This is a genomic window from Legionella tucsonensis, from assembly GCF_001468035.1.
In the GTDB taxonomy this organism is placed as follows: domain Bacteria; phylum Pseudomonadota; class Gammaproteobacteria; order Legionellales; family Legionellaceae; genus Legionella; species Legionella tucsonensis.
Genome location: NZ_LNZA01000001.1, coordinates 128,657 through 144,472 on the forward strand (window position 1 = coordinate 128,657; position 15,816 = coordinate 144,472).

Sequence of the window (15,816 nt, forward strand, 5' to 3'; positions counted from 1 at the left end):
GAATTGTAGCCTGATTGAAGGTAAATCGTTAAAAAAACCGCCACATTATCACTCAACAGTCACTGATTTGGCAAGATTACGTGGCTGATCAACATCTGTACCTTTTACAACAGCAACATGATAAGCCAACAATTGTAAAGGAATCGTATAAATGATTGGAGCAACCCATAAACCACAGTATGGGACCTTAATCAAACGTGCTCCATTTGCGCGCCAACTTTGAGTGTCGTCAACAAAAACAAATAACTGCCCCCCTCGAGCACTTACTTCATGTAAATTAGATTTTAATTTATCCAATAATTCATCGTTGGGAGCAACTGCAACAACAGGCATGTTTTCATCAACCAAAGCCAAAGGACCATGTTTCAGCTCCCCAGAGGGATATGCTTCAGCATGAATATAGGAGATTTCCTTTAATTTCAAAGCACCTTCCAGAGCGACTGGGTATTGCACGCCTCGTCCTAAAAATAAAGCATGTGCTTTATTAACAAAAAGGGAAGCAAGGTCTTCAATTTCCTCATTCATCTTTAATGCGCGTTCACAACATGCAGGCAGCTCCTGCAATTGCTTTAAAACTTCATTTGCCCGATCATCATGGCAAAGCGCCGCAGCTAACATTAAAAAAGCAGCCAGTTGCGTAGTAAATGCCTTAGTAGACGCCACGCCAATTTCCACTCCTGCGCGTGTTAAAAAAACACAGTCCGCTTCTCTGACCAAAGTACTTGTTGCCACATTACAAATAGCCAAACTGGCCAAATACTCCATATCTTTTGCTTTTTGCAAAGCAGCAAGAGTATCTGCGGTTTCACCTGATTGGGAAACAATGATAAATAAAGTATCTTTGGGTACAACTACATCACGATAGCGATACTCACTCGCAATTTCAACCTGGGTCGGCAATCCAGCCAATGATTCTAACCAATATTTAGCAATCATTCCGGCATGATAACTGGTACCGCAAGCAACAATATGAATTTGCTTTACCATAGGAAATATATGAGAGGTACGCTCTCCAAAACTGGATTTAAGTACCTCAAGACTATTCACACGACCTTCTAAGGTATCGGTCAACACTTTAGATTGTTCGAAAATTTCCTTGAGCATAAAATGTCGATAAGGACCTTTACTCACGGTTTCAGCATCGCTCGTTAAAGGATGGAGAGGACGCTCAACAAATGACTTGGATGAATCATAAATTGTTATACTTGCTGAGGTAATGGAAGCACTGTCACCTTCTTCTAAATAAATCACTGATTGTGCAAAAGATTTTAATGCTAATCCATCAGAAGCGATAAAATTCTCACCGATGCCTAAGCCAATGACTAAAGGACTCCCTTTACGAATAGCAACAAGTTCCTTTGGTTTTTGTTGATGGATAACCCCTAAAGCGAAAGCACCGTCCATTTTTGCAGCTGCGGTTTGTACTGCTTCGAGTAAATTTTCATTCTGCAAATAATAGTAATGAATTAAATGGGCAGCTACTTCAGTGTCTGTTTCAGAGGTAAACTGATATCCTTTCATTGCTAACTCATGGCGCAAAGTTTCATGATTTTCAATAATCCCATTATGTACCAATGCAATTTGTCCATGGGATAGATGAGGGTGTGCATTTTGCTCTGAAGGCTTACCATGTGTTGCCCATCTCGTATGGGCAATACCTGTATTTCCAGCAACAGCTGTTTTTTGCATGGTATCAGCTAAATTTTGTACCTTACCCTGGATTCGCACACGTTGTAAAAGTTCATCATTATCGATTACTGCAATACCCGCAGAATCATAACCTCTATATTCCAAACGACGTAATCCTTCCAGTAAAATTTTACTGATATCCCTTTCAGACACAGCTCCAATAATCCCACACATATCCTGCTCCTCGTTTCAACAACCGCACATGAACGATAACAATAAAAAAAGGGCAATTATGCCATAAACATTTATAAATCACTAACATGTTCCGTGTTGTGCGCTAAAGAGGACGACGTCGCAAATTTGCCCGGGCTACGCGTCTTCACCCAGGCTATACTTAAGAGACTTAACGACTAACTCTCTATTACTCTATAGGATTTTGACACGTTACATTATATCCATGGTATTTCATAGCCTTACACACCTCAAACGCAAGCAATCCATGGGCGCGTGTACTCGGATGAATTTCATCCCAGAATAAATAACTTTCCGGAGTGTCACATACATGATAGTTTTTGTCTCCTGCAGCAAAACTTGCATCCCTGTATTGAAGCACTTGTGCATAACGTAATACATAGTTGTTAGCAAAAGGCGAACTACGGAATGCATCATACATAGGAAGTTTCACATCGATACACGCTTCTGTAGTATTAGTAAATCCATAATCTTCCGGGTTCTTTAAAGCGCGTTCGAAATAATCGCTCATGTCGATATAGAGGAAATTTGAATCAGGATAAATTTTTGCCCATTCCTGCATACGATTTCGAAGTCGATCGTTGTGCATATCAATAGCATTATTCAAAACCTCTCTATCAGTGGTTTGTACCATGCGAGGTGTGTCTCCTATATGAGGCAGACCCATGATTACAAAGCGGCGTGCGCCAGCTTGCATTAATTTCATAACCGCAGAACTCGCACCTGATAAAACATTATCAACATAGGTACTCATTACTTCCGTGTTGTAATTATCTTCAAAGAACAAGACATTAATGTAGTCATTACTACCTGAGAAAATAAAAAATACGGTTTCATTACTTAAAGCTGGGTGCTCCAATAAATACGCTTGAACAGTTAAACCAAGACTTGGAGGAACCAACTTACCTACGATTAGATTTTTGATTGTTCCTAATGGGTGACGAATCAAATTCCACACCGTTAATTGATAATCATAAGTTGCTGTCCAGCTACCCCCAAATGCACGATTTAAATAAACCTCTTCATCCTCTGGGGCAATGGAAAGCATTTTTGCTAAATATTCATTCCATACCTGGCCATTGGAGAAACGTGCATTCCAATAAGGAGTTCCTGGTAATACGGGAACTAATTTGACTTTACTCACCAAATTGGCGATATAAGGTGCCAATTGATTATCAAAAAAATCAGTAACTATGGCGATACCTGAATCCAAAACCATTTGTGGTACATAATATTCTTCGGCAAACTCAACCATCTTATTGAGTACAAATACTTTAAAAGGCGCGACTAAAAAAGCGGGATCTTCTTCCTGGCGTAAACTTTTAAGTAGGTGAGTGGTATTCCCTGTATCAGACAAACTGTCGCCAAAAACCACCATAGACTTTACAGGAGTAGCAGCGAAACTCATGAATGGGACAAATAAACAAAGGATTAAGAACCAACGCAACTTCCGAATGTACTGGGCCATATTATCTCCTTATAAAATAAAGCCGCAAATGAAAGCACAGATAGCTTTGGTATATAACAGTATGATCGCTGGTTAGTTTTTGTCAACGCATTTAGTTAATTTTGCTTAATATTTAAACGCAGACTAGGATGCATCTAATTCAAGCCTATTGATTAAATTCTGTGTAAATGGTAATTTTTGCCGAATATTTTTGTTTTTATTTCAGGTAGTATAATGGAAAAAATAGTGATTGCTGCATTTTATAAATTTGTTTCTTTGGAAAATTTTGAAACAATGCGCGAACCTTTGCTTGCCAAAATGCATGAAATCAAAATTAAAGGGACCATTATATTAGCCTCTGAGGGGATCAACGGAGGGTTTGCTGGTACTCGTGAGCAAATGGATTTGTTTTATCAATTCATACGCCAGGATGAACGTTTGGCAGATTTAAAGTTTAAAGAAACTTTTGATGATGAAAACCCATTTGAAAAATCTAAAGTCAAACTTCGCAAAGAAATTGTAACTATGGGCATAAAAAACGTTGACCCTTTAAAATCAGCAGGAACCTATTTAAGTCCTGAAGAATGGAATGAATTAATTCAAGATCCCGATGTGGTGTTAATCGATACCCGTAATGATTATGAATTTGAATTAGGCACATTCAAAAATGCCATCAATCCCAGTACCGAAAATTTTAGAGATTTTCCGGAGTATGTGCGCGAACATTTGCTTGATAAAAAAAATAAAAAAATTGCAATGTTTTGTACGGGTGGGATACGCTGTGAGAAATCCACTGCTTATTTAAAAAATTTAGGTTTTGAAAATGTCTATCATTTATATGATGGCATTCTCAATTATATTGAACAAATGCCTAAAGAAGAATCGCTCTGGGAAGGGCAATGTTTTGTTTTTGATAACCGAGTAGCAGTTGATGATCAATTAAATCGAGTCTATCCTCAATTACCACTGGATTACAAACACGATCGCAACAAAGAATAAATATGACAAATAAAAAACAATCCGATTCGACCATTGTGTTGAACCGCAAAGCAGGCTTTAACTATTTTATTGAGGATCAATACGAGGCAGGTTTGGTGCTTGAAGGTTGGGAAGTCAAAAGTTTACGCGCAGGAAAAATAAATCTGTCAGATGCTCATATCATTATTAAATACGGCGAAGCCTTTTTACTTGGTGCCCAGATTCATCCACTCATCACCGCTTCGACACATTCTATTCCTGATCCAATACGTACTCGTAAGCTCTTATTAAATAAAAAAGAATTAAACCAACTCATCGGTAGTGTCGAACGTCAAGGCTATACTATAGTCCCACTTTCTTTATATTGGAAAAAAAATAAAGTCAAAATAAAAATAGCTCTGGCCAAAGGAAAAAAAGAGCATGATAAGCGAGATACCATTAAAGATCGTGAATGGCAAAGGGACCGTTCGCGCATAATGAAAAAAACAGGGAGAGATTAATGAATATAGGTGAATCCGTACCCGATTTTGCATTCACTGCAACGAATGGCCTCAATGCTCGTTTGAGCGATTATCGAGGACAATATGTGGTTCTTTATTTTTATCCTAAAGATGCGACCCCAGGATGTACAACAGAAGGACAAGACTTTCGGGATGCATACCCTCAGTTCCAAGAATCAAATACCCAGATATTTGGAATCTCCCGCGACAGCTTAAAATCACATGAACTTTTTAAAGCCAAACAAAACTTTCCTTTCGAACTCATTAGCGATCCTGACGAACAGTTATGCCAATTGTTTGAAGTGATTAAAATGAAATCCATGTATGGCAAACAAGTTCGTGGCATTGAACGCAGCACTTTTATCATTGACCCTCAAGGAAAATTAAGCACAGAGTGGCGCAAAGTGAGTGTTAAAGGACATGTAGACGAAGTACTCCGTACAATAAAATAAAAATTTTATTCTTGACTGAATCTTCTCCCCTAAGCAGAATGAAAGAAGCAATCAAATAATTGTAGGGTTACGGCTGCCTTAATACATTAAGTTAAGAAACTAAGTGCCTTGTCTACGTTCCGCGGCTTGTCCGCGGAACCCAGGAAAACACCGGATCTCGCGGACAACCCCGCGAACTAGTCGTGGAGGGGAGACGTATGATAAAGTCAAAAATCATTAACTTAATTGCTGCGTGCCTTCACCCAGGCTACACGTTTTAATCACAAGGTGAATTTTATGGATAATAGCAATACCCGTCGAAAACTGTTTGTGCTTGATACCAATATTTTAATGCATGATCCTACAGCCATCTATCATTTTGAAGAGCATGATATCTATTTGCCAATGGTTGTTTTGGAAGAATTAGACAGCCATAAAACGGGTACATCAGAAGTAGCACGCAACGTACGGCAAACCAACCGCATGTTGGTAGAGCTCATGAGTAATGCGTCTCACGAACAAATCGTATCCGGATTAGCAATACCCAACTACCTCAGCTCAGATAAAAAAAAGTGCAGCGGCAAGCTGTTTTTTCAAACCGATGAATTCGACCAGGTTGTTCCTTCCACTCTTCCAGGACATAAAGTAGATAATACGATTCTTGCCACTGCTTTGGGTTTACAAAAAAAATATGCGAGCAAAAAACAAGTAATTATTGTGTCAAAAGACATTAACCTGCGTATCAAAGCAGGAATACTTGGAATTCTTGCAGAAGATTATTACAGCGACCAGGTATTGGATGATGTGAATCTGCTGCATAAGGGCCTGCACATTCTTGATAATAATTTCTGGGATACCCATGCTAAAGATATGGGATCATGGCAAGAAAGTGGTACAACTTTTTATAAAGTAGCAGGACCATTAATCAATCAATGGAACCCCAATGATTGCATCAGCACTGAGGATGATCAATTTCAGGCGATTGTGAAAAAACTTGAAAGTGATCATGCAGTAATTCAGTTAATTCGTGATTACACAAAGCACTCAGTATGGGGAATTCATGCCAAAAACCGTGAACAAAACTTTTCTTTAAACTTACTCATGGATCCTGAGATCGATTTTGTAAGTTTACAAGGTCCGGCTGGAACAGGAAAAACACTGCTCACCATCGCTGCAGGCTTAACCCAGGTTCTGGATCAAAACCGTTACACCGAAATACTCATGACACGCGTGACCATTCCTGTAGGTGAAGACATTGGCTTTTTGCCCGGAACTGAAGAAGAGAAAATGACACCTTGGATGGGTGCTTTAATGGATAACTTAGAAGTTTTGCACAGCTCACAAGTAGGCGGGAGTTTTGGACGCGGAGCAACTCAGGATTTATTACAAAATAAAATTAAAATTCGTTCCTTAAATTTCATGCGTGGGCGTACTTTTTTAAATCGCTACATAATTATTGATGAAGCGCAAAACCTGACTCCGAAACAAATAAAAACTTTAGTCACCCGAGCAGGTCCGGGATCCAAAATTATTTGCCTCGGTGATATCAAACAAATCGATACTCCTTACTTGAGTGAAACCACTTCGGGTTTAACTTTTGCAGTGGATCGCTTTAAACACTGGGAACATAGTGCACATATGAGTTTAACTCGTGGGGAGCGCTCAAGACTTGCATTTTATGCTGCGGAGCATTTATAGTAGGGACTTTAAGGATCTGACCATGACTGACCATGCCATCACTTTTGATGATGTTCTCCTTGTTCCTTCGTACAATCATCACGAATCAAGAAGAGTAGTAGAAACCACCAGTACCGACAGACTGGGTAAATTAACCCTCGAGCTCCCTGTCATCAGTTCCAATATGGATACTATTACTGAAAGTGACATGGCGAATTTCATGAGCTCTAAAGGTGCTATGGGCGCCTTGCACCGCTTTATGTCCATTGAAGAAAACATCGAAGAGTTTAAAAAGTGCCACAATAACGTTTTTGTTTCAGTTGGCTGTACTGCAGCTGAATTGGAACGAGCAGAGGCATTACGTGATACAGGAGCTGACTATTTCTGTGTGGATGTGGCTCATGCTCATGCCAAATATGTAGGAAAAACCTTAAAAAGCTTACGTCATATCCTTGCTGACCGCTGTATTATGGCAGGAAATGTGGCAACCTACGCTGGCGCTGATTACCTTGCTTCATGTGGTGCTGACATCATTAAAGCGGGTATTGGCGGCGGTTCTGTGTGCAGCACCCGCATTAAAACAGGTTTTGGTGTACCGATGCTGACCTGTATTCAGGATTGTGCACGTGCGGACCGTTCTATTGTCGCTGATGGTGGGATAAAAACCTCGGGCGATATAGTCAAAGCGTTGGCCTTTGGCGCCGATTTTGTCATGATTGGCGGAATGCTCGCAGGTACATCACCAACTCCTGGTGAAGTCATTCAAAAGAAAGACGGCAGCAAAGTAAAGCGTTACCGTGGAATGGCCTCTAAAGAAGCACAAGAAAACTTCTTGGGGCAAATGCATGAATGGAAAACTGCCGAGGGTGTTGCCACTGAAGTTGCCTTCAAAGAAAATCCTGATGCAATTATTGCGGATATAATAGGTGGTTTAAGATCCGGACTTACTTATGCGGGCGCTGATACAATCAGCGAACTGCAACGTAAATTAAATTATGTAGTTGTGACGCAAGCCGGACGCATCGAAAGCTTACCGCATAAGTTATTGGGGTGAAGTAAATCAAACATGAAGTGTAATCTAGGTGAAGCAAGCGGAATCCGGGTTTATCTCTATGTTCCCGGATGCTGCTTTGCCAATCTACCTTGGTGCTTTAATTGTTGGTCATGCTTACAGATGAAGTTAAATCTTTTTCTACTTCTGGCTCTTTTACTGGAGAGGAGGGGACAGTAAGAGGTTTAAAGTCTACCTCATCTAATGCTTCTTTTGTTGCTTGCAATGGATCCGTTGTTGTATTGGATAAACTGCTCATTTCCACACCTTTTTCGTCTGGCTTTTGTTCAACATTCTCTTTTGGAGCCTCTTTGCCAATATTTGCTATCTTTTCTGCAAGTGAATCTATACCACTGGCAATTCCCGAACTAATTTTGTCAGGCACAGAACTCAGCATATCTTTAAAGCTACCAAAGGTTTTACCCACTTCCGTATTACTAATCGAATCAGTGAGCGAATCCAGTTTTTCACCCGCCTTATCCTTGAGTTGTTCTGTTAACTCTGATGCTTTATCACTTATTGCATCTTTCAACCCAGTCAAAGATTTGCCCACTTTTGTTTCTAAAAATTTCTCTCCTGCCTTCTCCACTCCCTTTTTCAAAGCATCATTGATGCTTCCATTAATATCTGCAACCAGCTTATTCAAATCCTCAAGTAATTGAAGGTTAGGGTCTTTTTTCTCGTCTTTCTTTGCTTCTGTCGTTGCGGGTTTAGGGGGCTTATTTGCCTCTTCATCCTTAGCTTGTTGGGCACCATCTTTCTTGTCTGGTTTCGGCACAGAAGATACATCGGTAGTAATTACATCCGGTTTTGGATCTGGAACAGATTGAGGCGCAGGATTTGGTTGCGTTGTTTTATCTTTATTCTCTTGAGTCATAAATCGTTACCTCTAAATATCTACCCCTATTACGTTAAAGATAGCACATTATAATTGACATTGCCTTTAATATAGATAGCGTAGATCCAATATTTTCAGATACACTAAATCTTATCAAGATTTGTTTTTTGATAAGTTGTTTTCGACCATAATTTACAATAATTTTTCAAAATAAATGCAACCATATGGAATGATTATGAATCCTAATGATTTTCGCTTCATGCGCCGTGGCAAACAACTGTTTGATTTAAAAAGGGAAGATCTTGCGCTCCTTAAACCAATCAGGAAACAGGGAACAAAAACAGATCACGCATTACTGCTTTTACACGGATTTACTTCCACTCCAGCTGTTTATCGCTATCTAATTCCTCAATTAAACCATTATGACGCTTTATTTTGCCCTGCATTACCAGGGCATGCAGACAGCATCGCTGCGTTCGCACAAGCTAAGGCCAAAGATTTGCTTGACTGTGCTGCCCAAGAATGTGACGCATTATTTAAGGAATATCAAAAAGTAGATGTACTCGGATTATCCCTTGGCGGTATACTGGCATGTCAGTTGAGTGCGAGTTTTACATTCAATCATATGTTTCTTTTAGCCCCTGCGTTTAAATTACAGATGAACACGCATCAGAATTTAAAACTTCTTATTGCACTGCAAAAACTTGGATTTTGCGAACTACGTGGTAGAGCAGGCAACCTCATCACCGACAAATATGCTGAAATATCCTATAGAAAGATTCCAATTCCTGCGCTGATTGAACTGTTTACCCTGATTAATGAATATCAATGGGTTACACCAAACTGCCCGATTGATCTCTTTTTTGGTGCCCACGATAGTGTTGTTGCCTCCAAAAAAGTTGAAAAAATGTTTTCTCATTTACCCAATACAACCATACATTGGCTAGCAAACTCAGCCCATGTTTTACCATTAGATAATGATTTGGATATGATAGTTCAATGCATTAAGCAACGTACACTGGGTGAAAAATCTTCTCCTTTGTTAGGAGAAGAGATGCTTGTGACTGGGATATAACAGCAATAATGTATCAGGTTAAACTTCTTCTACGTCCTGCGGCTGTCCACAGAACGTAGGTAATTTTAAAAGTCATAAACCTTCAGTGTGACTTTAAGGAAACTGCTTGTTGTAGCGAGTGAAATCTTGCAAATCGTATTGATTCCACTCGCGCATATCCAACACTGAACCATTATAAGCCATAAAATCTGCTCGTGTGGTTGGTAGATTAAAATAATAAATGTCACTGGCATCGGTAGCCAAATTGCTCTGATGTTTCACTGCCGAAATCTCAGCAACAGAATGATCATGAGTTCTCACAAAACTGCGTTGTGCACGTAAATAACGCCCTTTAAATCGTGCATTTCCCCAAAGCTCAACATCCAGTCGATTTACTGCACCCGCCAATTGAATCGTAGTTTTTTGTTTCGCACGTACCGTTAAGGTATCTGTTTTAACCCAGTAAAAACCAATCCAAGCATTTCCCTGCATGGTTAAATTAGATAAATTGGCAACACCCGAAAGTTGTACTTTTGGACTTTCCTGTAGGTGGATCTGTAAGTTTTGACTTGATATCCCACTAATTTGGGTAAACCCTTTACCTTTTATATCCAAAACACGCAGGCCAATAGATCCGCCTAATCTTACGTTTCCTGTATTTACCAAATAAACATCCAATATGCTAGTATGCAGCCGATCGCCAGTGATTAAAGGTGTACCATTGGCCATCAAACGGTTAAGAAACCGGCCTCTAACATCAGCATAAACTGGACCAAATTTTGGATAACCGCCACCTAGAACCAAATACAAAGTGTTTTGTACTACTTCGACTTTTATCATCGCCAAATCACGGACATCACCCGATAAAATCACTTGCGGCTTTTTATAACCTGTATGCAAACTGACATTGATTTGTCCTTGCAGATTAACCTGATTAAAAGCAGAGACGTGTCTGACTTGTTTTGTCTTAAGCGCTTGCGGCGGAGGTGTCGGTTGATTTTTTGGCGCATGATGCGCGCAAGCAGTTAATAAAAAGACAATTAGAATCAATAAATAACACCGCTTTAGCATAGCTTCATTCCCATATCAATAATTCCTCTACATTAGAGGAAGTTCTGACAATGTGCAAGGCAACTAAAACCAACTTCCTTTATTAAAATTCGAAAGCATGACATTGGCGGGACACGTGTCATTCACTTGAGAATCAGGCGCATTATCGATTAGAGACTCTAAAGATTCATCGAAAGGAATTAATGCGGGCAATTGAATATAAATATCAACTAATATGCCATTTCTACAACCTAAGTAAACTTTCCCGGAATTATTTTTACCAAATGCTTGGACTACCGCCCCTCGCAAAGCGGTTAAGGACACCTTTTGCCCCTGATGTTCTGTTAAATAATGCCCCAAAACAGAATTATCGACCGACTCAGTCAAATGCATGGCCAGTGAAAAATATTCATCAGCAGACAAAATTTGACAGCTGCCGTGTTTATTCCATTCATGACGCTCCAAACAACTTCCATAATAATAACTGGGCATAATCTTTTTCAACTGCTCAGATACCTGGGGTGATAAATTCAACGGAGGATAGGCACAGTGATTAGATTTCTGCTCAACACCACAATAGCCATAACTTTGCCCACAGGCATTTTGATTGGGCCATAAACCATGTAAGGTCAGATGTTTTGCTTGATAAGAATTTTTAGATAAATGCATGCACTCTGGTTTACCTGCTTCATATCCATATGTTTGACAAAAACCCGGCTGCGAACTTAGCGCTAAGACATAAGAATCAGACATACCTGCATGCGTATCACACGCAGCAGAAGCAATAACATTGGCAGAAAAAACAAGCAACAATAAGATAGTGAGCTTTTTCATTAAGACATTCCATGTCAGCCTTCTTTAAACATTATACAGAAGAAGACTATGAATGCCAGTTTTTTATTTTTATATAACCCCATTGAATTTTAATGAAAGAATTTTAAATAAAGTATCTCGTTCAATACTGAGATACCGCTAAACCTAGGTTAAGACTAAATCGTCATCTAAGCTAATAATCAAGTGCAAGGTAGGGATCCACTGAATCACTATTGTCACTATTGTCACTTTTGTCCAATAGGCGTTCTTTCTCAGAGAAAAGACGGTCACGCTCAGGTTTCGGCATCGTTTGAATCTCCTCACAAAACTTCGTATAAGATTCCTCATCAAATTCCAGTGCCTTTTTTTCCTCAGGTTTAAACAGTGCATCCACGAGCATCTGGGTTGCAATCGCTAACGCAATTGCTGCAATAAGTACAGGTATAATACCTAATCCCCCTAGAGGCACCGCTACTAAACTTACCAAAACAACAACAGGAACTAAGGCTTCAATCATAATACGGCGCGCTAAATTTACTGATTGATAAACCATCATCTGTTTCTGATATTCTGTTTGTGCCTGAAGTTGCTTAATTTCAAGATAAAGAAGTTTTTTCTTATTCTCATCTAAGTTTGGATTCTTTTTTAACAAGCGCCGTAACTCTTTTATTTTGTCATCATGATCCTGCTTTTGCTCTTGTAGTGTTTTATAGGTTTTATAAAGCTCAATGCCTCCTTTGATTGCATTATTAATAATGGTAAATGCAAGACACGCTGCCGCGCCAGCAATTACCATGATACCTAACACAGGAGCTGAAATAGGCATAAATGGCGCAGTTAAGACAATAAAAGCCAACATAAGACCAACAGCGTAGGAAAGAGTATTAATTAAGGATACTTTTTGCAGTTGCCACTCTCTGTAGCACTTTAATTTTTCCCGTTCTAATGTGCGAATTTGTATCTCGATTTGGCGTTTTTCCTTTGACTCTTCACCATCAAGTTTTCTTTTTGTTTCTATATCCTTGAACACTTGAAGTTGTTTTTTTAATCGTTCCAGATCTTCATCGTACTGCAACATAGCCTTATGATATTTTGTTCTTTGCTCCTCAAACTCCCATGCAACCATAGCGATATCAAAAACCAAAAGAACAAGAGTGAGAACATCTCCTGCGGTTCCCAATGCCCCTTTTCCATTAAGCCAGAAGAAGCAAAGCAAATTAGCCGTTCCCCAAATTGAATCATTCAATAAAGCAAATTTTCTTTGTTCCCATTGACTTAAAAAACGATCTTCCCAAGGTGTTTTTGCTTCCTCCTCGCTCATCCACGGCCCTTTGATGGTATGTTTGAGTAATAACCCCAACTCCAAGAAAAAACGTGCATAATATAAACCCCAGCTCAAATTTCCCGTATAAGGATCCGGAGTTTTCATGGCTTCTGGCGCTTGTCCCGAATGCATATAATCAGGAAGTAGGCCAACTACTGTTTTTAAAAAAGTTGAACCCCATACCCAATAAAGTCTATTTTCATTTATTTTGCCCATGTACTCTTTAATGGTCTTAGTTGTACCTCCAGGTAATTCAACCATATCTCTAGCCAATAGTTGACCAAGAGGAATGCCCATATATTTTATCGGCTTATCAGGATGGAGTACTTCCTGTTCAGGATGCATTTTGATCCGCTCTAGATATTCTGGATCCAGCTCCATAAGAAATTTTGAACATCGTTTAATATGCTGATTATAGGTGTTTACGTTTTCGGTTTTCTGATATTCTATCTCATGTTGTTTTTGTGCCAGCAAAAGTAATAGAGTAATTTTAAGATTAAATGCCAACTCTTCTTTTTGAGCGTGATTCATATAATCGAACATGACTCGATCAGTCTTGCCCAATATACCTAGATAAAAATCGAGTGAAGAAAGAAAATCATTAATACGATGTTCCGTGTAGGCGCGGTCAGTTATGGAGCTAACCCACTCTAACTGCTCCCTCTTTGCTCGCTTATAAAATTCAGAGCACGATACTTTTAGTCGATTATAATGTTCTATTTTGTCATCAGTCGGCACTGGAAGTTTGCGCACTTTGCGACCTTGTGCATCTATGTATGCATGGTAAAGCTCATTATCATACAAAATGATCGCATCATTACCATTTAACCCATCTTCAAGATCATCAATATTATTTTGAGGGTCAAAATTTGTCTCAATAAGGCCACATTCAGCGCGGTTGTACTTTAGCAAGTCCTCGAAGCTCAAATCAGCAAGTTTCTTATTATCTTGGAATGTATTTCTAAGAAAGGATTGCAGAACTGCACTACTCGTTGCCATAATGTCACCTCTGTGCTCATGAATTTCGGCGACTAATTCATTTAATCACAGTAAAAAAATTAATATGTTCTTTTTTATAACATAGCACTAATTTTAAAAACAAGCTGAACATTCATTGATTTACACTATTGAAACTAAAATTTGCATAAAATAATGAATCTAAAGGAAACAAAACAGAACATGGAATTTTCTATACAGATTCTTAACTTATGATTAAGAGATAGACGTATCATCCAGTCTGTAAAGAAGCATTTTGATTAGGAGAGTTCACGCGCGTAGATGTCATCAAAACGTTTAATATCATCCTCTCCTAAATACGCACCACTTTGAACTTCAATAACATAAAGCGGTTCATTTCCAGGATTACTCAAACGATGAAGTGTATTTTGCGCGATATAGGTTGATTGATTTACCGATAAATAAATCGTTTGGGTGTCATTGATTACTTCTGCCTTTCCAGAAACAACAACCCAATGCTCGGCCCGATGTTGATGCATTTGTAGGGATAAACGAGCGCCTGGTTTTACCATGAGTCGTTTTACTTTAAAAGAAGCGCCCTCAGCCAAAACTTCATAATATCCCCAAGGACGTGATACTCGTTGATGATCTTGAGTCAATTGATGGTGATCTTTACTTAAAGAACTCACTAAGTCTTTAACGTGTTGTGAGTATTGCTTGTCCGCTACCAAAACAGCATCTTGGGTAGCAACAATGATTTGATCTTGTACACCTATTGCAGTAACTAAGATGTCTGTACTGTGAATCAGGCAATTAGAACTTTGCTGTGCAATAACTTTTCCTGTAACCGTATTTCCGTCTTGATCGGACGTATTCGCATCCGCTACTGCAGACCAACACCCCAAATCGCTCCACTGCATTGAAACAGGTATGACCGCAGCTTTATCTGTCTTTTCCATAATTGCATAATCAATAGACTCAGCCTCGCAACGAGAAAAGCATTCTAAATCTAGGCGTAGAAAATCATGGTGATGTTGTGCTTTTAAAACGGCTTGCTGACTAAAATAATGAATGTCAGGTTGGTATTCGACTAATTCCTGCAGGTATACGCCAGCACGACAAACAAACATACCGCTATTCCAAAAATAATTTCCATCGGCAATAAATTCTTTTGCTTGATCAAGCGCTGGTTTTTCTCTAAAACTTAAAACCTGTTGTACTTTATCAGTTAACGGCAACCCGGATTCTATATAACCATATCCAGTTTTAGGACTATCCGGCTGGATGCCAAAAGTAACTAAAGCATGATGGTTTGCAGCAAATTGTGCTCCGATTAACATTGCCTCTTGCCATGCCAGATCATCGGCTATCCAGTGATCTGAGGGAAGTACCAACATCACTGCATCGGATCCTGCGATTTGAGATAAATAATGAGCTGCGCAGGCAATTGCTGGGGCTGTATTGCGGGCACAAGGCTCCAGCAAATAAGTCATCGAATGAGTTAAATGATTTAACTGATCCTGACAAAGAAAATAATGCGCGTCATTACTTACAATAAGTGCATGAGTATTTACCAGAGTCTGCGCTCTGTTCACAGTTTGTTGCAAAAGAGACAGCTCACCATTTAAGGCTAAAAATTGTTTCGGATAATTTTTACGAGATAAAGGCCATAAACGAGTTCCAGAACCGCCTGCAAGGATAACGGGATAAAGAGTAGTCGTCATAAAGTTCCATGTTATGGCATAATGGGCGCATTCTAGCAGCATTTTAAATCTAAAAAAAGGTAACTTCCCAAGAAGTCTGAGCAAATTATAA

At 39.3% G+C, this 15,816-nt stretch carries 13 protein-coding genes; 6 read left to right on the forward strand and 7 right to left on the reverse strand.

Annotated features, from left to right (window positions below; all coding sequences use genetic code 11):
• Positions 1–48: 48 nt before the first annotated feature.
• Together glmS and plaC are read right to left on the reverse strand one after the other, a co-directional pair.
• Positions 49–1,863 (reverse strand): glutamine--fructose-6-phosphate transaminase (isomerizing), encoded by a 1,815-nt coding sequence (glmS, locus tag Ltuc_RS00555; RefSeq protein WP_058519424.1) that lies wholly within the window; start codon positions 1,861–1,863, stop codon positions 49–51.
• 187 nt (positions 1,864–2,050) lie between these two features.
• Positions 2,051–3,349, reverse strand: coding sequence for a lysophospholipase/glycerophospholipid:cholesterol acyltransferase PlaC (plaC, locus tag Ltuc_RS00560; RefSeq protein WP_058519425.1), 1,299 nt, complete (start codon positions 3,347–3,349; stop codon positions 2,051–2,053).
• Positions 3,350–3,562: 213 nt separating this feature from the next.
• Between plaC and trhO the strand changes: the two genes are divergently transcribed.
• The 5 genes from trhO (at position 3,563) to Ltuc_RS00585 (ending at position 7,968) form a co-directional block, all read left to right on the forward strand.
• Positions 3,563–4,327, forward strand: coding sequence for an oxygen-dependent tRNA uridine(34) hydroxylase TrhO (gene trhO, locus Ltuc_RS00565; RefSeq protein ID WP_058519426.1), 765 nt, complete (start codon positions 3,563–3,565; stop codon positions 4,325–4,327).
• A gap of 2 nt (positions 4,328–4,329) precedes the next feature.
• Positions 4,330–4,806 (forward strand): SsrA-binding protein SmpB, encoded by a 477-nt coding sequence (gene smpB / locus Ltuc_RS00570; RefSeq protein ID WP_058519427.1) that lies wholly within the window; start codon positions 4,330–4,332, stop codon positions 4,804–4,806.
• Positions 4,806–5,258: a peroxiredoxin gene (locus tag Ltuc_RS00575; protein WP_058519428.1), complete on the forward strand. Its 453-nt coding sequence runs from the start codon at positions 4,806–4,808 to the stop codon at positions 5,256–5,258. Before smpB ends, Ltuc_RS00575 begins: the two co-directional genes overlap by 1 nt.
• Before the next feature lie 276 nt (positions 5,259–5,534).
• A complete protein-coding gene (locus tag Ltuc_RS00580) occupies positions 5,535–6,935 on the forward strand; it encodes a PhoH family protein (protein ID WP_058519429.1) in 1,401 nt (466 codons plus the stop codon).
• A 22-nt stretch (positions 6,936–6,957) separates the two neighbouring features.
• Positions 6,958–7,968, forward strand: a complete 1,011-nt coding sequence (locus tag Ltuc_RS00585) for a guanosine monophosphate reductase (RefSeq protein ID WP_058519430.1) — start codon at positions 6,958–6,960, stop codon at positions 7,966–7,968.
• A gap of 97 nt (positions 7,969–8,065) precedes the next feature.
• On the opposite strand, the gene Ltuc_RS00590 is transcribed toward Ltuc_RS00585, so the two are convergent.
• Positions 8,066–8,842, reverse strand: a complete 777-nt coding sequence (locus Ltuc_RS00590; protein WP_058519431.1) for a hypothetical protein — start codon at positions 8,840–8,842, stop codon at positions 8,066–8,068.
• Positions 8,843–9,038: 196 nt separating this feature from the next.
• On the opposite strand from Ltuc_RS00590, the gene Ltuc_RS00595 reads away from it, so the two are divergent.
• Positions 9,039–9,878 carry an alpha/beta hydrolase gene (locus Ltuc_RS00595; protein ID WP_058519432.1) on the forward strand — a complete coding sequence of 280 codons (840 nt, stop codon included), beginning with the start codon at positions 9,039–9,041 and terminating at the stop codon, positions 9,876–9,878.
• 93 nt (positions 9,879–9,971) lie between these two features.
• Here Ltuc_RS00595 and Ltuc_RS00600 read toward each other — a convergent pair whose 3' ends face one another.
• The 4 genes from Ltuc_RS00600 to Ltuc_RS00615 all read right to left on the reverse strand — a co-directional run bounded on the left by Ltuc_RS00600 (position 9,972) and on the right by Ltuc_RS00615 (position 15,725).
• Positions 9,972–10,928 (reverse strand): GIN domain-containing protein, encoded by a 957-nt coding sequence (locus Ltuc_RS00600; protein ID WP_058519433.1) that lies wholly within the window; start codon positions 10,926–10,928, stop codon positions 9,972–9,974.
• Between the two features lie 63 nt (positions 10,929–10,991).
• Entirely contained in the window at positions 10,992–11,741 is a 750-nt protein-coding gene (locus Ltuc_RS00605) for a ribonuclease T2 family protein (protein WP_058519434.1), read from the reverse strand.
• A gap of 172 nt (positions 11,742–11,913) precedes the next feature.
• Positions 11,914–14,043, reverse strand: coding sequence for an AAA family ATPase (locus Ltuc_RS00610; protein WP_058519435.1), 2,130 nt, complete (start codon positions 14,041–14,043; stop codon positions 11,914–11,916).
• Positions 14,044–14,300: 257 nt separating this feature from the next.
• A complete protein-coding gene (locus Ltuc_RS00615; protein ID WP_058519436.1) occupies positions 14,301–15,725 on the reverse strand; it encodes a mannose-1-phosphate guanylyltransferase/mannose-6-phosphate isomerase in 1,425 nt (474 codons plus the stop codon).
• Between the last annotated feature and the right edge of the window lie 91 nt (positions 15,726–15,816).